At 43.1% G+C, this 25,798-nt stretch carries 23 protein-coding genes and 2 pseudogenes; 12 read left to right on the plus strand and 13 right to left on the minus strand.

Translation table 11 applies throughout. The features are described 5' to 3' along the window. Nucleotides 1-103: 103 nt before the first annotated feature. Nucleotides 104-1,111, minus strand: coding sequence for a rod shape-determining protein (locus tag AC5JMF_RS09755; protein WP_495795511.1), 1,008 nt, complete (start codon nt 1,109-1,111; stop codon nt 104-106). A gap of 619 nt (nt 1,112-1,730) precedes the next feature. On the opposite strand from AC5JMF_RS09755, the gene AC5JMF_RS09760 reads away from it, so the two are divergent. Beyond that, nucleotides 1,731-2,090, plus strand: a complete 360-nt coding sequence (locus tag AC5JMF_RS09760) for a single-stranded DNA-binding protein (RefSeq protein WP_495795512.1) — start codon at nt 1,731-1,733, stop codon at nt 2,088-2,090. 70 nt (nt 2,091-2,160) lie between these two features. Here the strand turns inward: AC5JMF_RS09760 and AC5JMF_RS09765 are convergent, their stop codons facing one another. Next, complete coding sequence (locus tag AC5JMF_RS09765; protein WP_495795513.1) at nt 2,161-2,907, minus strand: SIMPL domain-containing protein; 747 nt, start codon at nt 2,905-2,907, stop codon at nt 2,161-2,163. A 290-nt stretch (nt 2,908-3,197) separates the two neighbouring features. After that, nucleotides 3,198-3,608 (minus strand): hypothetical protein, encoded by a 411-nt coding sequence (locus AC5JMF_RS09770; protein WP_495795514.1) that lies wholly within the window; start codon nt 3,606-3,608, stop codon nt 3,198-3,200. An 80-nt stretch (nt 3,609-3,688) separates the two neighbouring features. On the opposite strand from AC5JMF_RS09770, the pseudogene AC5JMF_RS09775 reads away from it, so the two are divergent. The 5 genes and pseudogenes from AC5JMF_RS09775 to murI form a co-directional block, all read left to right on the plus strand. Continuing rightward, nucleotides 3,689-4,027 (plus strand): annotated as a pseudogene (locus AC5JMF_RS09775) (cation:proton antiporter domain-containing protein); the annotation flags it as partial. Nucleotides 4,028-4,415: 388 nt separating this feature from the next. Continuing rightward, nucleotides 4,416-4,571, plus strand: a complete 156-nt coding sequence (locus AC5JMF_RS09780; protein WP_495795515.1) for a hypothetical protein — start codon at nt 4,416-4,418, stop codon at nt 4,569-4,571. Nucleotides 4,572-4,632: 61 nt separating this feature from the next. Continuing rightward, nucleotides 4,633-6,510: an N-acetylmuramoyl-L-alanine amidase gene (locus AC5JMF_RS09785; protein ID WP_495795516.1), complete on the plus strand. Its 1,878-nt coding sequence runs from the start codon at nt 4,633-4,635 to the stop codon at nt 6,508-6,510. A gap of 425 nt (nt 6,511-6,935) precedes the next feature. After that, nucleotides 6,936-8,843 (plus strand): N-acetylmuramoyl-L-alanine amidase, encoded by a 1,908-nt coding sequence (locus tag AC5JMF_RS09790; RefSeq protein WP_495795530.1) that lies wholly within the window; start codon nt 6,936-6,938, stop codon nt 8,841-8,843. A gap of 173 nt (nt 8,844-9,016) precedes the next feature. Then, entirely contained in the window at nt 9,017-9,874 is an 858-nt protein-coding gene (gene murI / locus AC5JMF_RS09795; RefSeq protein ID WP_495795517.1) for a glutamate racemase, read from the plus strand. A 160-nt stretch (nt 9,875-10,034) separates the two neighbouring features. Here the strand turns inward: murI and AC5JMF_RS09800 are convergent, their stop codons facing one another. Beyond that, nucleotides 10,035-10,211, minus strand: coding sequence for a hypothetical protein (locus tag AC5JMF_RS09800; RefSeq protein ID WP_495795518.1), 177 nt, complete (start codon nt 10,209-10,211; stop codon nt 10,035-10,037). A gap of 1,087 nt (nt 10,212-11,298) precedes the next feature. On the opposite strand from AC5JMF_RS09800, the gene sds reads away from it, so the two are divergent. After that, the gene (sds, locus tag AC5JMF_RS09805; RefSeq protein ID WP_495795519.1) at nt 11,299-12,270 is read left to right on the plus strand and encodes a solanesyl diphosphate synthase; all 972 of its coding nucleotides are present in this window, start codon (nt 11,299-11,301) and stop codon (nt 12,268-12,270) included. Nucleotides 12,271-12,523: 253 nt separating this feature from the next. Here the strand turns inward: sds and AC5JMF_RS09810 are convergent, their stop codons facing one another. Then, on the minus strand, nt 12,524-12,997 hold the full coding sequence (locus AC5JMF_RS09810) for a hypothetical protein (protein WP_495795520.1): 474 nt from the start codon (nt 12,995-12,997) through the stop codon (nt 12,524-12,526). A 205-nt stretch (nt 12,998-13,202) separates the two neighbouring features. Between AC5JMF_RS09810 and hetZ the strand changes: the two genes are divergently transcribed. From hetZ to AC5JMF_RS09825, 3 genes are all read left to right on the plus strand, one after another. Further along, nucleotides 13,203-14,393 carry a heterocyst differentiation protein HetZ gene (gene hetZ, locus AC5JMF_RS09815; protein WP_495795521.1) on the plus strand — a complete coding sequence of 397 codons (1,191 nt, stop codon included), beginning with the start codon at nt 13,203-13,205 and terminating at the stop codon, nt 14,391-14,393. A 187-nt stretch (nt 14,394-14,580) separates the two neighbouring features. Then, nucleotides 14,581-15,369, plus strand: a complete 789-nt coding sequence (locus tag AC5JMF_RS09820) for a PatU (protein ID WP_495795531.1) — start codon at nt 14,581-14,583, stop codon at nt 15,367-15,369. Between the two features lie 333 nt (nt 15,370-15,702). Further along, nucleotides 15,703-18,024 (plus strand): transglutaminase TgpA family protein, encoded by a 2,322-nt coding sequence (locus AC5JMF_RS09825; RefSeq protein ID WP_495795522.1) that lies wholly within the window; start codon nt 15,703-15,705, stop codon nt 18,022-18,024. 15 nt (nt 18,025-18,039) lie between these two features. Here the strand turns inward: AC5JMF_RS09825 and AC5JMF_RS09830 are convergent, their stop codons facing one another. From AC5JMF_RS09830 to AC5JMF_RS09845, 4 genes are all read right to left on the minus strand, one after another. After that, the gene (locus AC5JMF_RS09830; RefSeq protein WP_495795523.1) at nt 18,040-18,834 is read right to left on the minus strand and encodes an ABC transporter permease; all 795 of its coding nucleotides are present in this window, start codon (nt 18,832-18,834) and stop codon (nt 18,040-18,042) included. A 56-nt stretch (nt 18,835-18,890) separates the two neighbouring features. Next, nucleotides 18,891-19,688 (minus strand): ABC transporter permease, encoded by a 798-nt coding sequence (locus AC5JMF_RS09835; RefSeq protein WP_495795524.1) that lies wholly within the window; start codon nt 19,686-19,688, stop codon nt 18,891-18,893. Nucleotides 19,689-19,991: 303 nt separating this feature from the next. Next, entirely contained in the window at nt 19,992-20,948 is a 957-nt protein-coding gene (locus AC5JMF_RS09840; RefSeq protein ID WP_495795525.1) for an ABC transporter ATP-binding protein, read from the minus strand. Nucleotides 20,949-21,021: 73 nt separating this feature from the next. Then, nucleotides 21,022-22,011 carry a phosphotransferase enzyme family protein gene (locus AC5JMF_RS09845; RefSeq protein WP_495795526.1) on the minus strand — a complete coding sequence of 330 codons (990 nt, stop codon included), beginning with the start codon at nt 22,009-22,011 and terminating at the stop codon, nt 21,022-21,024. A gap of 766 nt (nt 22,012-22,777) precedes the next feature. Here AC5JMF_RS09845 and remA point away from each other — a divergent pair. After that, nucleotides 22,778-23,044 (plus strand): extracellular matrix/biofilm regulator RemA, encoded by a 267-nt coding sequence (gene remA / locus AC5JMF_RS09850; RefSeq protein WP_190459629.1) that lies wholly within the window; start codon nt 22,778-22,780, stop codon nt 23,042-23,044. A 167-nt stretch (nt 23,045-23,211) separates the two neighbouring features. Next, a complete protein-coding gene (gmk, locus tag AC5JMF_RS09855) occupies nt 23,212-23,820 on the plus strand; it encodes a guanylate kinase (RefSeq protein ID WP_495795527.1) in 609 nt (202 codons plus the stop codon). A gap of 212 nt (nt 23,821-24,032) precedes the next feature. Here the strand turns inward: gmk and AC5JMF_RS09860 are convergent, their stop codons facing one another. The 4 genes and pseudogenes from AC5JMF_RS09860 to AC5JMF_RS09875 form a co-directional block, all read right to left on the minus strand. After that, nucleotides 24,033-24,554, minus strand: a complete 522-nt coding sequence (locus AC5JMF_RS09860; protein WP_495795528.1) for a photosystem I reaction center protein subunit XI — start codon at nt 24,552-24,554, stop codon at nt 24,033-24,035. 271 nt (nt 24,555-24,825) lie between these two features. Then, on the minus strand, nt 24,826-24,975 hold the full coding sequence (gene psaJ / locus AC5JMF_RS09865) for a photosystem I reaction center subunit IX (protein WP_281485063.1): 150 nt from the start codon (nt 24,973-24,975) through the stop codon (nt 24,826-24,828). Between the two features lie 39 nt (nt 24,976-25,014). Continuing rightward, nucleotides 25,015-25,509 carry a Photosystem I reaction center subunit III gene (locus tag AC5JMF_RS09870; RefSeq protein ID WP_495795529.1) on the minus strand — a complete coding sequence of 165 codons (495 nt, stop codon included), beginning with the start codon at nt 25,507-25,509 and terminating at the stop codon, nt 25,015-25,017. 17 nt (nt 25,510-25,526) lie between these two features. Then, nucleotides 25,527-25,798 (minus strand): annotated as a pseudogene (locus AC5JMF_RS09875) (hypothetical protein); the annotation flags it as partial.

The following is a 25,798-nucleotide window of genomic DNA, read 5'->3' on the forward strand; positions in this document are numbered from 1 at the left end:
CTTATGATTCTAGTAATATACTTATAAATTGAGTTCTATTTGAATTCTTTTTATATAGAACCCAAATAGAACCCAAATAGAACTTAATATCTAATATTTTTTGCTACATATTGCGGGAGCGCCCACTGAAAACCCGCTCTAGCTGTTTAAAGTTTTCTAACACACGACCTGTTCCCAGGACAACACAGCTTAGAGGATCGGCTGCAATGTGTGTTATGATTCCTGTCTCGTGGCTAATGAGAGTATCTATACCTTTAAGCAAAGCACCACCACCAGCGAGCATAATACCTCTGTCAATAATGTCTGCTGCTAGTTCCGGGGGTGTGCGTTCTAATGTCCGCTTCACAGCTTCTATAATTACCGATAATGGTTCTAGCATACTTTCACGGATTTCTGGGCCTTTAATTGTTACAGTTCGTGGTAAACCGGAAAGCAAATGTAAACCTCGGACTTCCATCATGGCGTCAGCATCATCGTTGGTGGGATAGGCTGAGCCAATACGAATTTTGATATCTTCGGCAGTACGTTCCCCAATCACTAAATTATGAACTTTTTTTAAGTACTGAATGATTGCTTCAGTCAGTTCATCGCCGGCGATGCGTACTGATTCACTCAGCACCGTGCCTTGGAGACTCAGCACTGCTACTTCTGTTGTCCCGCCACCAATATCGATAATCATGTTGCCAGTTGGTTCGGCAACCGGGAGTCCTGCACCAATTGCCGCAGCTACAGGTTCATCGATTAAATAAACTTCTCTAGCCCCAGCTTGAGCAGCTGCATCCATGACAGCTCGCCTTTCTACCCCTGTAACGCCACTGGGAATCCCAATCACGATTCGGGGTAAGATTAGCGATCGCCCTTCATTTACACGCTGAATAAAGCTTTTTAGCATCAGTTCAGCTGTATCAAAGTCAGCGATTACACCATCGCGCAAGGGACGCAGAGCAATTACATTTCCAGGCGTCCGGCCGAGCATTTTTTTGGCTTCTTCTCCTACTGCCAGTGCTACTTTTTCATTTTGATCAATAGCAACTACTGAAGGCTCTTGGAGTACGATGCCTTTACCAGATACATAAACGAGGGTATTTGCAGTACCGAGGTCGATACCCATATCCCATGATGTGCGAAGAAAGTTCCTGAAAAGACCCACGCGTCTCTGCGCCCCCTATTTGCGCTACTTTTTACTACAACGGTAAGAGTGAATCGTGCTGGATTTTATTACGTTTTTTATCCTGAGTCTAGTCACCCAGACTATATATGATTTTCAGCATTATTTACTATATCTGAGGTCTCTACTTTTTAAATTTCTCAAACGGTATAAGTATATCCGTATACTTTTTGAGGTTTCCCCTACTAGTTTGTATCATTTTTAATCTTAATTATATTGTTTGTTAACTGTTTTACTCATTTTTGATACTTACCCTTAACTCATTACTTGTTAATTGCCATCAGTAGGTAAGTGTTGATCTCATAAAGATTACAATCCTATCCGCTCTAGTTGTACAAGCACAAGGGGAATATCGTCAACATCAAAGAAGGGAGTGGGGAGTGGGGAGTAGGGGGATGTGGTTCGACTCCGCTCACCAACTGGGAGATGAGGGAGAAAAAAGCTGGGGGAGAAAGATAATTACAATTCCCAATTCCCCCTTCCCCATTAGCCTGACTGGCTCACAATTGGTTATGATGAAAATCTCAATTAATAAGTACACCTGTACTGAAAGGTAACATCCATGAGTATTAATGTTGTCACCCTCGTTGGTCGTGCAGGCAGCGATCCGGATATTAAGTATTTTGAGTCTGGCAGTGTTAAGTGTCGATTGACACTAGCAGTCAAGCGTCGATCGCGCAATAGTGATGAACCTGACTGGTTCACTTTAGAACTTTGGGACAAGACAGCGGAAGTGGCGGGGAATTATGTCCGCAAGGGTAGTTTAATTGGCATCAAAGGTTCCTTAAAGTTTGACACATGGAGCGATCGCCAAACAGGAGCAACCCGTTCCACACCCATCATTAGAGTAGACCAACTAGAACTTTTAGGTTCCAAGCGTGATGGAGAAGGTGGTGCAGATATGTCTTCAGAGCATTTTTAATCTAGTTATTGGTCATTTGTCCTTGGTTATTTGTTAGGGTTAAAAACCAAGGACAAAGGACTAAGGATACTTAGTAACTAATTTGCAATGTCACTGATGCTTCTACTTGCTGTTCGCCACCAACTATCGGGGTAGAGACATCAGCACTGCTGAGTTTGGCAGCTTCAGCACGAAGTTGTACGGGTGCTGGAGGTAGACTAGCATTGTTAATTTGAATACTTACTACCTCTTTAGAATTGAGACCCAAGGCACTAAAAACGGCATTAGCTTGCTGCTGGGCGTCTTGAGTCGCTTCTTTTAATGCCTGTTTTTGAGCGATGGCGATCGCTTCATCACTAGCAATGAAACTAATACCGTTGATTTGGGATGCACCTGCTTTCACTGCTTGATCTAACAATGTGCCAGCTTTCTCAGTAGCAACACGGAAGCTGACAGTATTACTTGCAGCATAACCCGTAATCCGCTGTACATTATTGGTATAACTGTAAACAGGATTCAGTTGGATACCAGTAGTTTGCAATTTTTCCACATTTTGGCTTTTCAGGAAAGCAACTACGGCTGATGATCTACGCGCGGCTTCTTGTTGTACTTCCTGTGCTGTTTTACCCTGAACTTCCACTCCTAAACTCACTTGCGACAGAGTTGTGGGAATTGTTTCCACTCCCCGGCCACTGACGGTAAGGGTGCGCCACAGTTTCTCTTTTTCTTGGGCGGATGCAGGTATGATAAAAATATTACATAAAAGTAAAGCTAAGGGCAGTATTTTACACATTTTGGCAGCGGGAAACGAAGAACCGGATAAAGCGGCTCTATTCATAAGATTTGCACTCCTCTCAAAATTATTTACAGATGCTTTTAACAGAGCGTATTTAGCAGTCTCAATAGCTATCACAAGTTTTTCACAAGTTAAATGCGATCGCTAGATACGATTTGTTATATTCTTACTTTGCCACCACCATCATTAAAGGCTGGAATGGTTACGTTTTTGGAAACTAAAAAAATTACATTAACTTTTTGGGAGATTTGGCAATAGCATATTTTGGCTGCTAAAGACCAAACCCGTAGATTATTTATATTTTTGAAGCACGCACTCTTGGGTTTGCTTTGTTATCTTCTTCTTCTACGTCGTCGTCGCTTGTGAGAACGTGAACTTCGACTTTTAGAGGAATCAACACGCTCTTTGCCGCCAAAAGAAAACGAATCGCAAGCTGTTCCATTGCCGTCTTTATCTAGTTGCGGATTAGATGACAATGCTGCTTGAGCTTCCTTTTGGGTAGCAAAATTCTCGCACATTGTGAAGTCATTCGTCTTTGTTGTTGGTGTAACTACCCTCATTGGTTTAGATTTTGGAACAAAGCTCAGCATTCCAACAAAAGAAAGCACAAAGGCAAAAAAGTATACCTTGGAGCTTTGGCGCCGAGTGCGTTTGTTACCGCGAAGTACCAGTTTTGGGTTAATTAGCCCAATCACAAAAGCAATAAGCAAAGTAATATTAAGCAGTAAAAACAGGTTAAACATAGATGAAAATCCGAATATTGCGGATTTCTGTAACCAAAATCATAAAGTTTTCTTGGTGCTGACTGGCAATCCCAATGTAAATTAAACCCAGGATTCCCAGCAATCGTGAGGGTTTAATTATGCCAACTTTCCTGATTGCAGTAGCCATCTTTGGTAAAGTAATCACAGGCTTAACGGTATTTGGTCAATCGCAAATCAACCGTTTAGCGATCGGTGTCGGTATGATTCCCAGAGGTGAAGTTGGGTTAGTGTTTGCTGGTGTTGGTGCCGCCAGTGGCGTTCTCTCAAAATCATTGGGAGCAGCAATTATCATGATGGACATTTTGACAACCTTTTTAGCTCCTCCCTTGTTACGATTGGTATTTCCAGAACCAAAGCCAGAAAGCAGGGAAGCAGGGGGAGCAGGTAAAGAAAAATAATAATTCCCCATACTTCAACTTCGCTCAGTACAAGTTCCCAATTCCCCATTCCCCTTGTCGCACATATCTTGATGGAAACTTATCTACTCGAATCTCCGTCCCCTTTGATTGTAAATTTTAGTTAGTTGCAAATTTTTAACTAGCATTTGGAATGTTATTGATTTTCAGTCTCCCCCTACTCCTCAGTTTTAATTTAAATATCTTTCAAGTAATTAAGGAGCAACTTCCATAAATCATAAATCTTGCTAGATTCAGCTGACCTGCTTGGGAATTATTTACTTAGTGCATCAATTGCAACAATTTAACAGGGCAACATCAATCCTAATGCAGTCAAATGTTCCTAACTGGGATTGTTTAGGTAGTATCAATTCTAGTTATTTGTTGAACTATGTCATCTGATGCTTTGCAAGTCGAATTTGGATATGCCAATAGCATGGCAAAATCAGAGGAGCGCATTAGAACTGACGCTACCAAATTTGTCTTTATACTCAGTACAAAACTCAAAAAGGGCATTAAAGCTCAAGTTGAGGTGGGGACGGTGTGACAACTTGCCAATATATTGAGATCTTGACTGCTCCCATGAATGTGAATCAGGAGAAAAAACTGTGAAACTACACTGGTTAATACCTGGTACTTTTGGAACTATCCTCATGCTATCGTCACCGACTTTGGGGGCGAGACTGGAATCTTGGCGTTTTGATGCCAACCAAAACCGACTGGAAATTAACACTGTGGGGGCTGTTCAACCCAAAGCTCAATTAATTTTCAACCCCACGCGTTTAGTAATTGATTTACCAGAAACTATATTTGGGCAACCGCAACTTACGCAGCAACTTGGCGGTGCAATTCGCTCTGTTCGTGTTGGGCAGTTCGACAAGCAAACGACGCGCATTGTCATAGAAATTGCTCCAGGTTACACTCTAGACCCCAAGCAAGTGAAATTCGTTGGCACAACTGGCAGTCGGTGGACAGTACAAATACCAACACCACAAGCTGATAAAGTAGCGTCTTCTCCTAGAAATGCCTACAGCGTAATACCTAGTGACTCTCAGCCCAAGCCTGATGTCTCCAGACCAAATCCCCCACAAGCGGTACAAGGGGGTACTCAAATTGAAAATTTACAAGTTACAGGCGATGGCTTTTTCATCCGTACCAGTGGTGGTAATCCTCAAATTCTGGTAAATCGTAGCCGCGATCGCGCTACTATCTTCATGGATATTTCTGGAGCCACTTTATCATCACGTCTAGCGCAGCAAGATAGTTTACCAGTTGATAAGCATGGTGTTAGCAGTATTGAATTTACCCAGCTGCAAACTCGATTACCTGCTGTCCGACTGACGCTGCGAGTAGACAAAAATAGCCCAGACTGGCGAGCAACTAAAAGTAGCGCTGGTGGTCTAGTGGTTTTGCCTAGTCGAATTGTCAGATTACCCAGAAATAATGATGCCAACGGCTCAGAAAACAATTTACCAAGACCCTCTCTATTGCCCCGTAGACCAATAGTGAGCAACTCACCAGCAACTATCCAGTCTGTAGAATTATCAGATAATGGTACACAACTGCTGATTAGGGCCAACCAAACTTTATCTGCGACAGGAGGTTGGGATAGAGCTTCTGGTTTGTTCCGCATCACTATTAACAACGCTAATTTAGCTCCCAGAGTTACCGGCCCTGTTTTTAGACCCAATAGCCCTGTTCTGCGAGTACGTTTGCAACCACAAGAACCCAACACTGTGATTATTTTGGTGCAACCAGCAGCAGGCGTTCAACTTGGGCAACTTAACCAAATCGGCGACCAAGTTTTAGCTTTACAGTTACAAGGTTCTCGGCGAGTTGTGACACGCCCTGGTTTGCTTTTACCTCCGCTGCCACCACCTAATCAAAATGCATTACCAGATCCAAACAATCCTAATCCTCAGCCAGCGACACGCCCAATACCCAGAGGCAGATTAGTAGTGTTAATTGACCCTGGACACGGGGGTAAAGATCCTGGAGCAGTTGGTATTGGGGGAATACGAGAGAAGAACATCATCTTGCCAATTGGTAAAAGGGTGGCAGAAATATTACAGCAAAATGGTGTGCAAGTGGTGATGACGCGGGACTCTGATTACTTTGTGAGTCTGCCGGGACGAGTTAGTATGGCAGAGCGGGTTAATGCTGATGTATTTGTGAGCATCCATGCTAATTCAGCAGGTGCAGGTCGTCCTGATGTCAGTGGCTTGGAAACTTATTATTACGACAGTGGTCTGAGTTTAGCTCGCATTGTCCATAACAGTATTCTTCAAAGTCTGAGCGTCAGAGACCGAGGAGTACGTCGAGCTAGATTTTATGTTCTCAGAAAAAGTTCTATGCCTTCGATTCTCGTGGAAACAGGTTATTTGACTGGTAGACAAGATATCGCTAAGCTAAGAACCTCAGCTTATCAAAATCAAATGGCAGAGGCGATCGCTCGCGGTATCCTCCAGTACCTCAGACGCAGATAAGTTAAGTTAATACACTATAAACTTGTAGTACAGTACAAATGACAAAAATCATTTATTACTTTTTTTCCTATTCTCAAAGTAGTTTAAGCAATGATTAAATACATCTAAAATGGGTTCGGCTTTCATACAACTTAATCACCATGTCCGATTTTAATTTTATTAATCGGCAGTATTTAAAGTTGAATAATAGGATTTATCCCGCTTTTTTGTGGTAGCTTAACTCATCCTATAAGGAATTTTTACGCGCAAAAGACATTGCAAAATCAGAGGGGCGTGCTAGAATCTTACGCCATTAGCTGTGTCTGAATAACAGTGCCAAACCCAAAGATGCATCAAAGCTCAACTCTAGGCGGTGACGGTGTGAGGATTTGCCAACATATCGAAATATTGACCACTCCCATAAATATGAATCAGGAGAAAGGACTGTGAAATTACACTGGTTACTACCCAGTACTTTTGGAACTATCCTCATGCTATCGTCGCCGGCTTTGGCTGCGAGACTGGAATCTTGGCGTTTTGATGCCAACCAAAACCGACTGGAAATTAACACTGTAGGGGCTGTTCAACCCAAAGCCCAATTGATTTTCAACCCCACGCGCTTAGTAATTGACTTACCGGAAACCACCTTTGGACAACCGCAACTTACACAGCAACTTGGCGGTGCAATTCGCTCTGTTCGTGTTGGGCAGTTTGACAAACAAACAACACGCATTGTCATAGAAATCACACCTGGTTATACTTTAGACCCCAAACAGGTGAAATTTGTTGGTACGACTGCTAGTCGCTGGACAGTACAACTACCTACACCAGAAGTAGAAAAATCACCTTCGTCAACAGCTCCAGGAGAGCAAGAAAGAGGAGTTCTAGCCACAGCAGTTCCCTCAACGCCTAAACCAGTATTTTCCCCTAGAAATATATATAATGTTGTCACAACCAGCCCTGTCATCCCAGGTAACAAGCAACCTGTGATCAGTGCTACAACAGGAATCACTCAAATTGAAAACTTACAAGTAACTGGTGATGGCTTCTTCGTTCGCACCAATGGTGGTAGTAATCCGCAAATTCGGGTAAATCGCAGCGATGACGAACAAGTTATTAACATTGACATTGCAAACGCTTCTTTATCCCCAAACTTAGAGTCAGGGGATGTATCAATTAATCGCTACGGTGTTAGCCGTATCCAATTTAGCCAACTACAAGCTAAACCACCTGTAGTACGCATGACTTTGCAGGTTGATAAAAATAGCCCAGGCTGGCGAGCAAGTACCAGCAGTGTTGGCGGTTTCGTGGTTCTACCGAATCGTGGGATTTCTCAATTGCCTGGAGGTAATATTCCCCGCCCACCTGTATCACTTGATAACAGTTCACCAGCTACTATCCAGTCTGTAGAATTGGCTGGAAATGGTACACAATTACTAATTAGAGCTGACAAAACCTTATCGGCCACAGGAGGCTGGGATCGAACCTCTGGTTTATTCCGGATTATTATTAATAACGCTAACTTGGCTCCCAAAGTTACAGGCCCTGCATTTAACGCTAATAGCCCCATTCTACGGGTACGTTTGCAACCACAAGAAGCTAATACTGTCAACGTCTTAGTCCAACCGGCAGCAGGAGTACAAATTGGCGAACTTAACCAAGTCAATGACGAACTTTTAGCTTTACAATTACAACGCTCTCGTGCTAGCAGCGTACCTCCCTTACCACCACCCAATTACGGTCAATTACCAAATCCCAGTGGCGAGAATCCCAAACCCACACCTCGGCCACAACCACGCTCCTCAGTTCCTAGAGGTAAATTACTAGTGGTTATCGACCCTGGACATGGTGGTAAAGACTCCGGCGCTCCTGGTTTGGGTGGACTGTTAGAAAAGGATGTAGTATTGCCTATTGGTAAAACAATAGCAGCCATCTTAGAGCAGAATGGTGTACAAACATTACTAACGCGGGACTCTGACTTTTTTGTAGAACTTCAAGGACGAGTGGACATTGCCGAGCGAGTCAATGCAACTGTGTTTGTCAGTGTTCACGCTAATTCTGTTGATGGCCGTCCCGATGTCAATGGCTTAGAAGTATATTATTACGACAGTGGTTATGCTTTGGCTGAAGCAGTCCGCAATTCTATTCTTCAAAATATTAGTACCATCAAAGACCGGGGAACTCGTAAAGCTAGGTTTTACGTTCTCCGCAAAAGTTCTATGCCCTCAATTTTAGTAGAAACAGGCTATATGTCTGGTCGAGAGGACAATCCTAGATTAGGAACACCAGAATACCAGAATCGGATGGCAGAGGCGATCGCTCGTGGTATTCTCCAATACTTAAAACAAAGGTAATATTAGGGATTGGGAAAAGAATTTTATGCCTTATTATCTGATTGCTTACATGCGGTTCTATCTTGAAGAGGTAGTAATTAAACCGCGTTTACATGCAAAATTTAGTAGTCAATTAGCAAATTCTCTGCTAAATTCTGTATTTTAAATCCAAAAACCTAAATCAACATCTACCTGTGTATTCATCTTCTATTTTTGAAGGAAATTTTTACGATTTTTTTGAGCAAGAACCCCAACGTGCCCCAATTGGCATTTTTGATAGTGGTGTAGGTGGTCTGACGGTACTGCGACAACTGTATCGACAACTCCCCAACGAATCAATTGTTTATTTTGGGGATACAGCTCGACTTCCCTACGGCATTCGCTCACAAACAGAAATCTTACAATTTACACGCGAAATTCTTACCTGGCTGCAACAGCAGCAGGTAAAAATGGTGATTATGGCTTGTAATACCAGTTCCGCTTTAGCACTAGAAACTGTACGTCAGGAATTTAATATTCCCATTCTGGGTGTCATCTTGCCAGGGGCAAAAGCAGCAGTCCAGCAAGGAAAGCGCATTGGTGTAATTGCTACCCCAGCCACCGCTAAAAGTAATGCTTATCGCCAAGCTATTCTAGAAATTGACCCTGAAGTTCAAGTTTGGCAGGTTAGCTGCCCTGAATTTGTACCACTCATTGAGCAAAACCGGATCTACGACCCCTACACTACAGAGGTCGCTAGAGCTTATCTAGAGCCTTTATTACAGCAAGAAATTGATACTTTAGTCCATGGCTGTACCCATTATCCTCTGCTGACGCCAGTATTGCGATCGCTCCTCCCTGCATCAGTTAAGCTAGTTGATCCAGCTGTTCATGTTGTCACAGCTTGTACCCAAGAGTTGGACTTATTAAGCTTAAGAAATACCCACCCACCACTACCAACTCGTTTTGCTGTTAGCGGTTGTTCGCAACAATTTGCCCAGTCTGGTTTACAGTGGTTAGGTTACACACCTCTCGTCGAAGAGGTATGCTTCACTGGCACTACAGTTTCCTAACTCCAACCAAGAGGACAAAAGGCAGGGAGAAGCTGACAGGTGTAGGTTGATGTTTTGATAACAAAAAATATAGAGACGTGCCATGGCGCGTCTCTATATAAAGGATTTGTTGTAATCATTAAAATTAAATCCCAAATCGGCACAGTCAACAGTCAAGGAACTATTGACTATTGACAGCTTCAGTTATTTTTGTCCTCACAGATATTTCCTCGTTACGTTTTCCTTTAACCGAGGAAGAGATATTTGTATGATTAACTTTTCTGCCTGTACGCTTTGCCAGTGCTAATAATAGGTAAACAGCAAACAAATATCCAGACGCTAAAATAAAAATCATCATAGGCACACTTCCGTAAATCCCGTAAATCATTGTTCTCCCAGCACCTTATTGACATCGATATAAAATTTCATAAATAAACCTAGTAAAATTCCAGCCATTCAAGTGCATTCTCGATGGCTTTATTTTGCTATGCCAAACCTTCGCGTAGAAGTATAATACTCTTCGGCAAATGAATTTAACTATTTAGCTCAATCTTTTGCAGACCAACATCCTACAGCAGGCAAACTGCCAAACAGCAACTTGCAACTGCGCTCCTCAACAGTCTACCTGGCCTGCTCTATTCCTATGTGTAACCAACATAGCAAGAGCAAGCTTGCGCTCAACGTGCGCTAAAGACGTGTAGCGGCGGCCCGTAAGGGTGTTGATCACTCTAACTAAGTAGTTTCACATGCCCAGAATCTACTCAAGGAGTTACGTCCTTGAACTGAATCCACGACGAGTTATTTTAAATCCACAACTCCAACCAGTTAATGCCATTAATAGGTGACTTAACCTTTTGGAGGTGAATATTAGAAAAATTTAAAATCCCTAATTTTAGCCTAACACAACGGCCGTAACTTTTCAGCTAACTTATCTACTAAATTTCAAATTTTTTAGACAATTGCACATTAAACTCAAAATAAATTTTTCAAAAAATCTTAACATTATGTTAATTTTACCATAAGTAATTTTACTATAGTAATCCGCTTTGATTTTTGAAATTACTTGCGTAGGCTGGGAGTAGGGAGTAGGGAGTAGGGAGTAGGGAGTAGGGAGTAGGGAAAAACCTTTTCGATTGGTACTGAATTTTTTCAGAGATCAAATACGATTCCTATTTATTCTCTGTGTCTTTAATGAAAAACAGACAATCCATGAAAAGTGCTGAAGCGCGGTAGCGGGGCGTTGAGCTGCGTGAGGATTGGGTGTTAGTGATTTCCTCCCCTGCCTCTTTTGCTCCCTCATCCCCCTCATCCCCTACTCCCCCCTCCCAATTTTCAAGCAAGATTTGTGGGATTACCTCATGAAAACTTTGCGCTAGCACAGCGTTATCTTAAAATGAATATAGGATATGTAAACTTTCGTAACCTAAGCCAGAGTCCGCCCATCCATGACCCCAGCTACCTCCCTGTTTACCCCTGTGGAAGCAGACTTGCGAATACTAGCAGATAATCTCAAACAGCTAGTTGAAAATCGCCACCCTAAACTCTTTGCAGCAGCCGAATATCTATTCGGAACTGGAGGGAAACGCATCAGACCCGCAATTGTCTTACTGATATCGCGGGCTACCATGCTCGAACAAGACATTACACCCCGTCACCGACGCCTAGCAGAGATTACGGAAATGATCCACACAGCTAGCTTGGTGCATGATGATGTGGTAGATGAGTCAGATATGCGACGTGGTGTTCCTACTGTTCATAGCTTATTTGGTAATCGCATCGCCATATTGGCAGGAGATTTTCTCTTTGCCCAATCATCATGGTATTTAGCAAATTTGGATAACTTGGAGGTGGTGAAGCTACTTTCGGAAGTGATTATGGATCTGGCTACCGGGGAGATCCAACAAGGAATGAATCGCTTTCATATTAATGTCTCAATTGAAGATTATCTCGAAAAGAGCTATTACAAAACCGCCTCGTTAATTGCTAACAGTTCCAAAGCAGCCGCATTACTTAGCGAAGTTTCTCAAGAAACAGCCGATCATTTGTATAACTACGGGCGTCATTTTGGTATAGCGTTCCAAATCGTAGATGACATTTTAGATTTTACAAGCACGACAGATACCTTGGGTAAACCAGCGGGTTCGGATCTCAAAAGTGGTAATCTGACCGCACCAGTTCTCTTTGCTTTAGAGGAAAAACCATACTTAGAAGCACTGATTGAGAGACAGTTTGCTCAACAAGGGGATTTAGAGCAGGCGCTAGCACTAGTTCAGGATAGCCAGGGTATACAGAGGGCGCGAGAATTAGCAGCTTATCACACTAAGTTAGCATCTGAGCATCTTTGTGATCTCTCACCCTCAGAGTCTCATCAAGCCTTGATTAACATAGCTAACTACACTCTCGGTCGGCTTTATTAGGGATGAGGGAGATGAGGGAGACGCGGGGACGCGGGGACGCGGGGACGCGGGGACGCGGGGACGCGGGGACGCGGGGAGACAGCGCTGCAGAAGGGTTTCCCTCCGCAGGCGACTGCGTTAGCGAGCTTGCGAGCGTCACCCGAAGGGTGACGCGGAGAATAATCAATAACAACTTGCCCTGAGCGAAGTCGAAGGATGACAAATGACAATTTCCCAGTCCCCAGTCCCCAGTCCCCAGTCCCCATTCCCCAGTTCAAGCAATATCAGGGGGTATCGGTCTGTGAGGTCTATTTTGCTGTAGCTGTTGTTGAATGAGGTTTTGTAAGTCTGTTCGCCGCACCTCAAAAGCATTGGTGGTTGTGCCAGGAGTTTCTAAAAAAATTATGCTATCTACGGGTTCTAATACTACTAGTTGGAACAAAATATTGATGACAGGAACAGCTATAGCTATTAGTTGAGGGTCTAGCCCAGCAGATGAGATTAGGGAAATATCCTGTATGGTAGGAAAAGCATAAATGACGCGCTTTTCCAATTCTGGATTTGCACGGTTGCTTAATGTCGTTAAAACCCAATCTTCCTTCACGCTCTGAAGAATATAGTATTGGGAATAGCGTAACTCTTGAGCGATCGCGCCCAGCGTCGGGGCGATTGCTGCGACAAGTTGTGGTGTTACACCATCATCGGGTGCATTGTCAATCAGCAATTGAATTTGTGCTTCTAAATCCATAATGACTTGTAAACGGCTCCTGGGTAATGGCTATAACATCTATCGAAGTGTAAATAATCCAAACAGAGTTGGGAACAATAAACTGAAGCCAAATCCTCATCGCAGGATGGCCTGCGTTTAGCTTATACGCAAAACTTACTAAGCCAATACCCACGGTCGTACAGGTTGTATTTAAGTACGTTAGGGTCTGTTTAAAACCGAGACTATGAATTCAGCCGCAACCGCAAATATTCTGGGAGAAAATTCTATTGACGTGGAGGTGATATTTCAACTCCTGTTCAAGGAGCTTCAGCAGTCAACCAAAGCTTCGGAGCAGAATTGCCACGATGTGGCGTCAAGAATAGCCGCCGAAGTTTACCGGATTTGCCATGAAAGTAAACGCATCCAAGCTTCCGGTGCTGTAGAAAGTTCAGCAATCACCCTAGCCCGACATCGGCTGCAACAGTGTCTCAGGTATTACGTATTAGGTTCAAATCGAGGCAGGGTAGAATTACACAGCACTTTGAGTGCCATTATTTATCGTTACATTAATCCTCCGCAAAGGCAACTCAGCTACCAAGGGCGGCTGACTATAATCGAAGATTTTCTACAAAGTTTTTATTTAGAGGCTTTGAACGCTTTTCGCCGAGAAAATCAACTCAGCGCTACCTATCGCCCGCAAACCCTTCTGGAATTGGCCGAGTATATGGCTTTTTCCGAGCGCTATGGTAAGCGCCGGATTCCTCTACCAGGTCGTCAGCAGCAGCTGATTATCTTACGAGCGCAAACTTTCTCCCAACAGCAACCCCCAGAAACCAGTGTAGATATCGAACAAGCAGCAGAAGGTAGTACTAGCGAAGCTGATGGGAATTGGGAAGAACCAGCAGTGCAGCAATTGCGCTCAACAATGGCAACGCAACCAGAACCAGAACCGGAAGAAGATACTTTGCGTTCTGTTGTGATTACCGAATTAATGAGTTATTTAGAACAACGACAACAAACCGATTGTGCTGATTACTTTTCTCTGCGTCTCCAAGATCTATCAGCACAGGAAATTGAGTCGATTTTAAATTTAACTCCTCGGCAGAGGGATTATTTACAGCAGCGCTTTAAATATCACTTAATTCGGTTTGCTCTGTTGCATCGCTGGGAATTAGTTCACGAGTGGTTAGAAGCTTCTCTACATACAAATTTGGGGTTAACTCCCCAGCAATGGCAAGCTTACACAGCGCAGTTGGACGAGAAACAGCGGTCTTTACTAGAGTTGAAGCAACAGGGACAACCCGACGAAAAGATTGCTAAGGCTCTGGGACTGTCGATGGCACAGCTGCAAAAACGGTGGTTTAAAATTTTGGAACAAGCTTGGGAAATTCGTAACTCATTAGTGTCCGGATCTGGTGCTTCTACCCATGAATAGTGTCTCAGAATCCTTACAATACCAGTGTCTCTGGGGGTTATTGAGATTTACTCTCAATAATTACGAGAAGACCCCGGTAGAATGTAGGGAAATTGAAGGGGTGTATAACTTAATCAAGGAGGCTGCTACTTCCAAAAGTGGTGAGCTAAATTGAGGGGGGACACCCCAAACCTTTCAAACGGGAGAAATTCCTACTGTGCAAGAACGTTTCCAAGCCGTCCTAAAGCGTCGGTTACAAATCCAAGTCCAGAACCACCCACCCTTATTTCCGTGGGAAACACAATTAGTAGACTATCCTGAAACTGTTGATGAGGTTGCGATCGCAGCAACAGTTCCTGCTTGGGGATGGAAAGAGCAGCAATCTAAGCTGAATCTACCCATACCTTTGCCGGAGAAAGTCTTTCGGCAATTGCTAGAACAGTGCCAAGCGTTGCTCACATCTTCATTGCCGCTGGGGGCTAAATTAGTTCAGGCGGTAGAAAACTTCTTTCCTGACGACTCTCAAGCACTTAATGACATAGCTGGATTAGTGCTAAGAAGCACCTATCGCTCTGTGGATACCCTGGAAACAATGCCCCAGATTCTGAGCGATTATTCAGATTTACAGCCGCGCCAACAAATGGCATTGTCCTTACTAGCAGCTAAACGACTCCTAGAAAATCTGACTCTGCCGCTTTCGTTGAAAGAGCCGATAGTAGAAAGACAATGGCTAACTAGTGCAGGTACTCTCGGTATCAGAGTAGAATGCCAGTCTCTTGGTAAAACTACCAAGATTCGTGTTCAAGGTCAGTTACCCGTTAAAGGTATTTTGACATTGCGGGGAAATGACACTCTAGCAGTCGCAAAGTCTTCAGAACCGGGTAGCTTAAGTGTCGAATTATGCTGCCAACAACTCAACCAAACATATACTCTGGAAGTTGAATTTCCAGAAATAGATCAAAAACCGCTGTCGTTTGTAATTAGTCCCACCATGTAGTCGAAATTGCCACCGCTAGCACTCTACTTCGATTAACGCTAACACAATATTAAGATGATTTTCCTGGTTTAAAGCTCATCCCATCTGTTAACAAGTGATCATTAGGGCGTCGACGAGAAGCAGCTAAAACAAGGACACCTGTATAAAATATATATATCTCCATAGATAGCCTGCGGGTATCTATGGAGAGGATCAAAAAGCTTTCTCAAGGAAGCTGTTGAAACAGTGAACAGTTATCAGGCATGTGGTGTGGGTTTCGCTCCCGCAGTGAAACTGATAACTGATAACTGATTGTGTCCATAGCATCTACATCATTGCTTCACAAAGACTCAAATGTTTAACTTATCTGGGATGAATCAGTTTAGGCGTTTATCTGTCAGTCGTTTTTGGCGATCAAATATGCAAGCATCGCCTTTGACAGAAGTGGAAGATTCAATTTCTTTGCGGGTGCTAGTGCTAGCGTTGGTGATTTTGGGAATCGCGGCCACAGATATTGCCGCCCAAACTACATTCAGTTTTTGGGCAGTACCGTTGAGTGTGTTGGGTGCGATTTGGGGTTACTATCATCGCCGTGATGCCAATGTAGCCGTCAAATTCTGCATAGCCATTGGTATGTTGGTAGCATTGGGTGCTTTTTTTGGGCGATTGGTGGGGGAGTTGAATGATACGCGGTTGAATTTGGCAGAGTTGTTAATTCAACTGGTGATATTACATAGTTTTGATACACCCCGCCGCAAAAGCTTGGGATATTCGATTGTGATTGGGTTGATTTTAATTGGTGTGGCGGCAACACTCAGTCAGACTCTGGCTTTTGCGCCTGTGGTGCTATTATTTTTAGCGATCGCCTTACCAACTCTCGTTATCGATTACCGCTCACGTTTGGGTTTGCTAGCAACAAAAAACAAACAGGAAAAATTATCAAATAGTAAACCTGTTAATTTTAGTTTTAAATTTCTCATCATAAATTTTTTGATTGTTGTCGGGTTGGGGCTGGCAATTTTTGCTGTTTTACCCCGCTTCCCTGGTTATCAATTACGGATGTTTCCTGTAAGTTCTCCAATTGAAGTTAAAGGTGGCTTTACAGGACGTAGTATTATTAACCCCGGTTATGTCCGCCAAGGTAATGCCAATAATCAAGGCAGTGGTAACAGCAGTACGGGACAAAACCAAACAGGCCAACCAGGAAAAATAGATAATAACTTTTATTACGGTTTTAGTAGTCAGATCAATCAAAACCTGCGGGGTGAGTTGATACCCAAGGTAGTAATGCGGGTGCGATCGCAAGCCGAAGGATTTTGGCGAGTGTTGGCGTTTGACCGCTATACAGGTAAAGGATGGGAAGTTTCACGCAATGATCAAGTTACTACTATCAAGCGATCGCCTTGGTCTTACCAAATCTATCTTTCTCCACCAGCAATTGCGGGTAAAACCAAAGAGGTAGTACAAACTTATACAATGGTATCGGATTTGCCGAATCTGATTCCAGCGATGGCTTATCCAAAAGAGATTTACTTTCCTACACCAATAATCGCTGTGGATAAAGAGAATGGATTGCGATCGCCTGTGGAGTTATCGCAAGACTTGACTTACACAGTAATTTCGGAAGTACCATACCGCGATCGTACCTTGTTAGGGCAAGCATCGCAAAATTACCCACAACATATTAAAAAGAATTATCTGCAAATCCCTCCTGAAATTACCACCAAAGTTCGGCAACGCACCGAAGAAATCATCGCCAACTACAACAAAGAACGAGTCGCCAAGTCCTCGAAAACTTTGGATTCACCCTATGAAAAAGCTCTTTACTTAGCTCAGTATCTCAAGCAAAACTATTCTATTCCTCAAAATCCTTCAGAGTTTCCTTATTTAGAGGAAAAAGAAGACCTAGTAGAGGCTTTTTTATTCAAGCATAAAGGCGGCTATCCAGATCACTTTTCAACAGTTCTCACAGTCATGCTGCGTTCCATTGGAATTCCCGCGCGATTAGTGGCGGGGTTTAGTGCGGGAGAATTTAATCCCTTCACGGGGATGTATGTTGTGCGTAACACTGATGCTTATGCGATGACAGAAGTGTATTTCCCTAAATATGGTTGGTTTGCTTTTGATCCAATTCCCAACCATCCTTTGATTCCCCCTTCAGTTGAGGATACGCAGACTTTTAGCGTTCTGCGCCAGTTTTGGCACTGGGTTGCTGGGTGGTTGCCTTCTCCGGTGACAGGTTTATTAAACAAGATTTTTGGGACAATATTTAGTTGGGTGAGTAAAGCGATCGCTTGGTTTTTCGCTTTATTTACTCAAGGTTGGTTCGGCGTATTAACTGGCTTAATCTTGACAACTACAACAGCTTTCTTAGGATGGCTGGGTTGGGTACAGTGGCAAGAGTTGCGTCACCGTCGTCGGTTAAGGAAATTGCCAGCGATGGAAAGTCTTTACCAACAAATGCTGCAATGGACAGCTAAAAAAGGTTTAGGTAAGCATCCAGCACAAACGCCTTTGGAGTATGCTCAAGTATCGTATCAGCATCATGCACTAGCAACTGCTGAAGTCATAGATGATATTTGTCAAGCCTATGTTAGCTGGCGCTATGGTGGTCATACTCCCAACTTAAAGCAACTGCGACAAAGATGGCAAGAATTGAGAAAGACTGCTAATTGACAAGCTCAGTGAAACTCAACCTCGCATCTGCATCAAGTTTCCTGAAGAGTAGCGACGCAAACCGTGGTAGAACACAGCTACACTCACTAACAGCACCGCAGTTGAGCCAGCAATTGCTGACAAGGCATGAATTAAGGATAGCGATCGCAATGCCTCTATCGGTAAGTAACTCACAAAACCTGCGGGAATCAGTGTATACAACACTAACTTTACTGGGCCCTCAAACAAAGTTGCTGGGTAGGTACTGAAGGTAAGCATGGCATTTCGCCACTGCTGTGTCAGTCCTTCGGAATTACCCAGGTAAAAGCTGAGGCTTCCTGTCAACACGTTAAAGCCAACAAACAACATTGCTACAGAAACAGTTAACACAGTAAACAGTGCTAAATGTACTATATCTGGCTTGACAAATAACACATATACCCCATATCCAAATAACATGTCTCCCCAAGACATGGCATTCATTCGCCCCAAAAGTAAGTGTGGTAGCAAGGCACGCGGGTACAACATCCACACGTCTAATTGTCCTTGCACAATCAAATTTGACAGTTGCAAAGCGTTACCACAGATAGTGTGGGCTAAACCAAAACCTGCTCCGGCGATCGCCCAGAGTGTAATTACATCTTGTACCGTCCAGCCGCGTAGCACCGGAAAACGTGTGAAAAAAAGCCCCCAAAATGCTATCCAAACTAGGTTATTGAGCAACATTGCCACTACTTGTGTGATGAAGGCGCCGCGATACTCCAAGTGGGCATTTAGGTTGAGGCGGACGTAAGCAGCAGCTAATTGGAGAAATGAAAGTAAAAGCCACATAATTAATTCGTAATTCGTAATTAAGATACGTTGTTTTTGAGACTTTTTAAGTACAATTAACCTCCGTGGGCGTGGATGCGTTTAACTGCTGTGCGGTAAACAAGAGCTACTAGGCAGGCCAACACACAGATGGCGACTGCTTGGCGCATTAATAATTCACTGACAAAAGCTAAATCAGGGTGTACGAACACACGCGCAGGGCCATACAAAATGCTGGCAAAGGGCAGAATTTTGAGTATTGGTTGCCATGTTTCTGGTAATAGTTCTAAAGGAATCAGCATTCCACCTAAAATCATCGTCAAGCGAGAGTAGATGAGCATTAGCCCTGTGGTGTTTTCTAGCCAAAAAGCTCCTAAACCTACTAAGAATGTTGCTAAAAAATCCAGTACAAATGCCAGGGGTAGCACCAATATAAATAGCAAGATGCCTCTGAAACTTAAAGGAATTGGCCCCACAAATAACAGTACGACTGAAGATGCGATCGCCACATTCAATCCAAAGCGTACTGTTCGCTCTCCTAAGGTAGTCCACAAGCGATACAAAGGATATGAAAGAGGGCGTATTAATTGCACTGCTAAAGCGCCGGTTCGCACATCTTCATCTACTTCTAAGGCAACTTGCGGACTGGAGAGGACAATCGACTCGGTAATACCTAGATACCAAAGCATCTGAGGCAATGTTAAACCTCCCAACTGTTCAGCATTGGTCTCTGTATAAGTTACACGCCACAGTTGTAGGAAGATGTAGAGAATAACAAATAGAAAAATTCCTCTGGCAGCCACTTCTCCCAAGTAAGCCAAGTTGGAACGTGCTGCCGTCAAGCCAATCCAGGTATATTTATTGAGATTATGCATTTAATACCTACTCTTTAAATAAACCGACCCAGTTCCCGTGGGCTGAGCGAAGTCGAAGCCCACGGGATTGGAGACTGGGCAAGAGGACGCGGGGAGGCGGAGAAAATTTCTCCCCAATCCCCCGGTTGGTGAGCAGAGTCGAACCACATCCCCCCACCTCCTGCCTCCTGCTCCCTGCTCTTTTAATTACGAATTACGTTAGCGCAGCGGTAGCGAGTCCTCGATAGCGTTAGCGTAAAGCCTACGGCATAGCTTCGCTTAGAGCGACACAGGAGCGTCGCGTCATTACGAATTACGAATTATTTAAGAGGCCGCTTGAGCGTAAATGTGTGCGATTACTTCTTCTAGAGGGGGGTCTTCAATGGCTATATCAGCGACTGAACCCGCTTTCAGGATTTGAGTCATCACGGTTTCAATCGGTGTGATGCGAGTATTGACTTCCAACTTGAGGGCATATTCGCCAGCTTTGAGTTGAGTTACTCCTGGGAGATTGATTTGTGTTGGGGAGTTATGAAATTTAACTCTGAGAATTTTTGAGCCAAGGTATTGGCGGCGCATTGTCGAAACTTTGTCATCAAGTACTACACGCCCGTAATTGATGACTACTACCCGCTGTGCTACTTGTTCGATATCCCCAGCATCATGGCTTGTGAGAAATACTGTTAATCCTTCAGAACGATTCCACTCGCAGATCAAGTCACGTAATTCTTGACGGGCAATCACGTCTAATCCAATAGTGGGTTCATCCAGAAATAGTACTTTAGGCGCGTGGAGTAAGCTGGCTGCTACTTCTGCTCGCATCCGCTGACCTAAAGATAATTTACGCACTGGGGTGTTCCAAAACGGGCTGAGGTCAAAACGCTCGACTAGTAAGTCACGACGTTTAATATATTCTTGGCGATTGAGGTTGTAAATCCGCGCTAGCAATTCTAAGGTATCGCGGGGAGGTAGATGATACCACAACTGCGATCGCTGTCCAAACACTACCCCAATTTGATAAGCCAGTTGACGGCGATTTTGCCAAGGATCTAATCCCAATAACCGCGCTGTACCAGATGTAGGCTGTAGTATGCCTGTAAGCATCTTGATTGTAGTAGATTTACCCGCCCCATTCGGGCCGATAAAAGCGATCGCCTGACCCTCAATAACGCTCAAACTAATGTTATCTACAGCGATAATCTCTTTGTGCGTGCGGTTACGCCCCCAACCCCGACTCAAAGTAAACTTTTTGCATAAATTTTCCAGTTCGACGGCTGTCATTACCGATGAACCTCTTCAAATATTTTGTATTACAATTATAATACAAAAAGCTGACAACATGATATAACTTGCATCACAAAAATGGCTCGCCTTTGAGATATCTACTACAAAGCTTCTCTGTGATGTAGGGTATACTCTGCGCTAGAAAATCATATTCATTTGGCTGTAATGCCAAAAAAGCAAAGTTATCTATCGTTGCCCCAAGCAATAATGCTTCTAAAATATTTTGATCATCATGGGGAAGTTGACGCAGGCTTTGATAGCCGCTGAGAAATGATTGACGATTTTCAGGAGATAGATGTTTGAGTGTAGAGGCAATGTCGTAGAGGTAATAACCAAAGCCACAGCAAGAAAAATCGATCGCTCTTACCTCATCTGCATCAAAAATATAGTTATTTTCGTTGAGATCAGCGTGAATTAAACCCCAATTCCAGAGGGTTTTTCCGAGTGCTGACATGACTTCCCTAATTCGCTGCACCACAGTCTCAAGCACAGTAAAATCAGTCATAGATATGATGTCAATATCTACTAGCGATCGCAGCCTCATCAAAGAAGTGTGGATTTGCTGCCAATCGTATTTTGGTCGCGTGAAATTCGGTGACTCCCACAAGCTGGCGTGTTGATGTAACTTAGCCATCAGTTCCCCAACACATCTAGCTTGTATCGTAGTAGGTTCAGTGTCAAGGGGAGAACCATCGACCCAAGTTAGTAGTGTACAGTTGAGCGTCTGTTTTGTGTCATTAAGGATAAGTGGGGTGACGAAAGCACCATCCAGGTTTTGTACAGGTAGTGGTGCAACTACATCGGTATCTTGATGTAATGCATTGAGCCAAATGAGTTCCGACTCAATAACGGCGTAGTTTTGCCAAATGCGATCGCGAAATTGGGCGATTGGGTAATGGATACGGAGAAGAAATGACTTAGTTTGATTTTTAGTAGATTGAGTATCAACGCAAAACGTCACATTCTCACTATGACCTAAGAAAACTAATTGCTCAGCACTGATATTGTAGTGAGCCAGTGCCGTAAGAGCGAGATTGTGCCAATCAATTTTGCTCTGCATCAATTTATGATTCAAAATAAATATATAGGACTACTATTTGATTTTTGAAAAGTTGATTCCCTACTCCCCACTCCCTACTCTCTGCTTGCACAAATAATTTCATTAATCAAGTCAGATTCTTATATCAGCTAACTATTACTCATAGCTAAGAATCAATCTATCATCTCAAAAGTGGTCAAAAAATCATCAAACAATAATTTAGAACTTATCCAATTTCACAGATTTTGAGTTGAGACTATCAAAGTCTAAAGTCCAAAGTTCAAAAAACCTTGATTTTGACTGTTGACTGTTGACCAGCTTTGTAAGGGTTGATGTGTATCAAGTACTATAGAATGGTGTCAGGGTACAAGGGTTTAGGAATGCAAGGAACCCATGTTTAAAAACATGGGACTCCTGAAAAGGACACCTTGCTTTGTTCAAGCTAACCCACTCAAAGCAATTATTTTTTTCAACTGAGGTATAGATTTAATAAATGTTTTTATTTATACATAGCATCCTTGCGACCTCGCACCCTACACGCTTTTTTTGCAAGCCTTACAATTTTTGAATTTTGTGTTGTAGTCCTAGCTTGGATCAATATTATTTTGCATATATCTTTGGGAAGATTTTAGGCAATTCTGACTGATATATAGCTAAAAAAAGCAGACATTATTTAAAAACAAAAGCTGGCTCTAATTTAATCATTGTAACTCCTATTTTTTGGCGATAACATGGGAATAAGTTTATTCCTAAGGTTATCAAACCTCATTTGACCTCAGCTTTTTTTATGGACATTCAGTTAATTAACATCGGTTTTGGCAACATTGTGTCTGCCAACCGTGTAGTTGCTATTGTCAGTCCAGAATCTGCCCCAATTAAGCGGATCATTACCGATGCAAGGGACAGAGGTCAACTGATTGATGCAACTTACGGTCGTCGGACTAGGGCTGTAATTATCACCGATTCCAGCCACGTAATTCTGTCGGCAATTCAACCGGAAACTGTAGCGAATCGCTTCGTGATTTCCCGAGAACATCAAGTTGTAGATAATTGATCAAGGAGAGCTTAGGACTATTGGCTCTTTTGCACCGGATCAGCAGTACCATGTGAATTAGACGATTCTGTCACTCGTGCTACAAATTCCCTAGTTTAGCCTTGGTAACAAACACAAGGTTAATAACTAATGAATGATGTATACTGATAAATTCACAGGTTGATTGGATGATGCAAGTTTTACCCATCCAGGCTAGTGCTACTACCAAACAATGTCCCTCTACGGGCGGACTGATTATTTTGACCGGCCCCAGTGGAGTCGGCAAAGGTACTCTGATGCGATCGCTCTTACAGCGTCATCCAGAATTATATTATTCAGTATCTGCAACAACTCGATCTCCACGTCCGGGGGAAATCGATGGCAAAAATTATTACTTTATCAGCCGTAGTCAGTTTGAAAAATTGATTGCTGAAGGCGAATTCTTAGAATGGGCGGAATTTGCTGGTAACTATTACGGTACTCTTCGTGAAGCTGTACTTAAGCAAATTCACTCTGGTAAGTTGGTAATGCTAGAAATTGAATTAGAAGGAGCAAGACAAATTCGCGCTTCCTTTGCTAATGCTAAGAGCATTTTTATCTTACCACCTTCTTTTAAGGAATTAGAGAAACGCATACGCGATCGCGCCCAAGATTCTGAGGAAGCGATAGTCCGGCGTTTGCGTCGTGCCCAGGAAGAAATTCAAGCCGCAGATGAGTTTAATATTCAAATTGTCAACGATGATTTGGAAACCGCTCTAAATGATATAGAAGCAGCTTTGTTTGCACAAGCATCATAACAACATATCCGTTTTTAGCATGAACAAATAAAGGACACAAAGTTTTTTCTTTGTGTCCTTTATTTTTCCTCTCTTACAAAGTTCTGAGCGGAGGTTTCCGCCGCTCAGACTTTGCGCTTTGTCATTTGTCCTTTATTTGTTATTAGTTGTCAGTTGTTAATCAATATTTTGGCTACTAACTGCTGACTAATAACTAATGACCAATGACCAAATTAACCGAATAGACTTTGAATCAATCCTATATTAAGAGTCAAAAAGTAAGCAACTACTGCACCGCCAATACCACCAATTAAGAAGGCGCTACCGAAGTTACTCCAGCTTTCGTTGGAGTTAAAAGCATCTACTGGAGGATTGGGTACGGTAACACTAGCAAGTGCTTTGGGAGGATTGCTATTTGCATACAGAGATAGGCAAGCTGTAAGTAAAACAACTAAACCTATGCTTGATAACAAACCAGCTAAATTAGCATTAGGTGTATCCCGCAGTGGGCCTAATTTAGCGAAGGGCCCAAATAACAAGTAACCATGAGCCATACCAACTTCTAGCCCACGTCTGAAGGGTGTGATACCTGGGCGATAGGCGGGCAAGTTGTTGATAAACCACTTAACTGCGGGAGAAGAATTGACAGGGGTTTCTAGATTGCCCAACTGTGAATCACCCTCTGCGGGAAAAACAACTTCCCGATTTCTCGGATCGCTGGGTAGATTTTTTGATGCATCTACTGCTTGCGCCATATTTTATGTTCGCCTCTAAATTAAAAAGGTGGCATTTTTATATTAATAATAATTGTCGCTCAAGATGCTTTTTGATTCATAAGTTTAAAAAAATTAATTTAGCTGTTTTCATAAAATATGAAACTCGTTAGCTGTTGTCAGCATCACGAGTTTCAAAAACCATTTTTACTGCCTATTTGAGTTATAGTTTTACCTAATTAGGTTAAATAACTCAACTAGACAATATTAGGCAAAAGACAACGCATTCAACTTTTAAAATCCCGTCTTCAACTTATGGCAGTGGGTGGAAAAGTAGGTCAGGGAAAAAGCGGTTAAATTCAATCAAAATACCTGCTGTAATTGTCAGCCATATGGTAGCTGCCACCGGCGCTGTGGAAATAAACTTGACCAAATAGGATGATTGGTCGCCTTTGTCTGCCATGAATTTAGTCTCCAAAACAAATGAGTGAGTGATGTTGAATTAGCGTGGAGAAATAGGAATTTCTGTATCTTTGGCTGTCAATTTACCAGAGAGAAATTCTTGAAGCGCTGCTGCTGGCCAAGCAAAACCTGTAGCCATGAGCGGAAGTGCAAGTGCTAAATCAATTTGGATTTCTTTTTGTTCGGCATCAGATTCCTTTTTGATGGCTTGTAGATAGGCACGGCCCACCCAACCAATCCAACCAGTAATATACAAAAAGAGGATGCTGGGGATTAAAAAGTCACCAGCACGATCCAAACGTCCATCAACAATCAAATGAGGGTAGCCTTCAGGGCCGCACAAAGCTTGAGAATAACGCTCAAACCGCTTCTTACCTGATTCTGGGTCAGCGGTCGTATTACGGGCATTTGCTGCTAGCTGTTGAAATGCGGGAGAGTCTTTACAGGGTACAAGATCAGCGCCCAGTGCTTTCGCTGGTGGGGCGAAGTTGAACCAAAGACAAATCGCTAAAATCAAAGCAAACAATCGTCGCATGGAGTTGTTTCCTTTTATTACAACACAAAAAGTTTTTTGTACAAAACGAAGCGGCTTGTACAGTCTTTAATTTGCTTAACTAGCAAGTCATCATACTCTTGGGTGGGAACCGAGTAAAGTTTAAGTAAATAAAAGTTAAAGCTTCTCAAAGAAGGGGCAGGGGGGTGTGGTTCGACTTCGCTCACCAACCGGGAGATGAAGGAGAAATTTTCTCCACATCCCCGCATCCTCTTACCCAGTCCCCAGTCCCCAGTCCCCAGTCCCCAATCCCCAGTCCCCAGTCCCCAAT

The organism is Desmonostoc vinosum (assembly GCF_059505385.1).

Coding starts and splice junctions, on each gene's coding strand:
- AC5JMF_RS09825 (WP_495795522.1), top strand. CDS start 15,703: ATGTTTAACTTATCTGGGATGAATCAGTTTAGGCGTTTATCTGTCAGT.
- AC5JMF_RS09870 (WP_495795529.1), bottom strand. CDS start 25,509: ATGCGACGATTGTTTGCTTTGATTTTAGCGATTTGTCTTTGGTTCAAC.
- remA (WP_190459629.1), top strand. CDS start 22,778: ATGGACATTCAGTTAATTAACATCGGTTTTGGCAACATTGTGTCTGCC.
- AC5JMF_RS09755 (WP_495795511.1), bottom strand. CDS start 1,111: ATGGGTATCGACCTCGGTACTGCAAATACCCTCGTTTATGTATCTGGT.
- AC5JMF_RS09860 (WP_495795528.1), bottom strand. CDS start 24,554: ATGGCGCAAGCAGTAGATGCATCAAAAAATCTACCCAGCGATCCGAGA.
- sds (WP_495795519.1), top strand. CDS start 11,299: ATGACCCCAGCTACCTCCCTGTTTACCCCTGTGGAAGCAGACTTGCGA.
- hetZ (WP_495795521.1), top strand. CDS start 13,203: ATGAATTCAGCCGCAACCGCAAATATTCTGGGAGAAAATTCTATTGAC.
- AC5JMF_RS09765 (WP_495795513.1), bottom strand. CDS start 2,907: ATGAATAGAGCCGCTTTATCCGGTTCTTCGTTTCCCGCTGCCAAAATG.
- AC5JMF_RS09845 (WP_495795526.1), bottom strand. CDS start 22,011: ATGCAGAGCAAAATTGATTGGCACAATCTCGCTCTTACGGCACTGGCT.
- AC5JMF_RS09760 (WP_495795512.1), top strand. CDS start 1,731: ATGAGTATTAATGTTGTCACCCTCGTTGGTCGTGCAGGCAGCGATCCG.
- gmk (WP_495795527.1), top strand. CDS start 23,212: ATGATGCAAGTTTTACCCATCCAGGCTAGTGCTACTACCAAACAATGT.
- AC5JMF_RS09770 (WP_495795514.1), bottom strand. CDS start 3,608: ATGTTTAACCTGTTTTTACTGCTTAATATTACTTTGCTTATTGCTTTT.
- AC5JMF_RS09780 (WP_495795515.1), top strand. CDS start 4,416: ATGTCATCTGATGCTTTGCAAGTCGAATTTGGATATGCCAATAGCATG.
- AC5JMF_RS09835 (WP_495795524.1), bottom strand. CDS start 19,688: ATGCATAATCTCAATAAATATACCTGGATTGGCTTGACGGCAGCACGT.
- AC5JMF_RS09800 (WP_495795518.1), bottom strand. CDS start 10,211: ATGATGATTTTTATTTTAGCGTCTGGATATTTGTTTGCTGTTTACCTA.
- psaJ (WP_281485063.1), bottom strand. CDS start 24,975: ATGGCAGACAAAGGCGACCAATCATCCTATTTGGTCAAGTTTATTTCC.
- AC5JMF_RS09830 (WP_495795523.1), bottom strand. CDS start 18,834: ATGTGGCTTTTACTTTCATTTCTCCAATTAGCTGCTGCTTACGTCCGC.
- AC5JMF_RS09810 (WP_495795520.1), bottom strand. CDS start 12,997: ATGGATTTAGAAGCACAAATTCAATTGCTGATTGACAATGCACCCGAT.
- AC5JMF_RS09840 (WP_495795525.1), bottom strand. CDS start 20,948: ATGACAGCCGTCGAACTGGAAAATTTATGCAAAAAGTTTACTTTGAGT.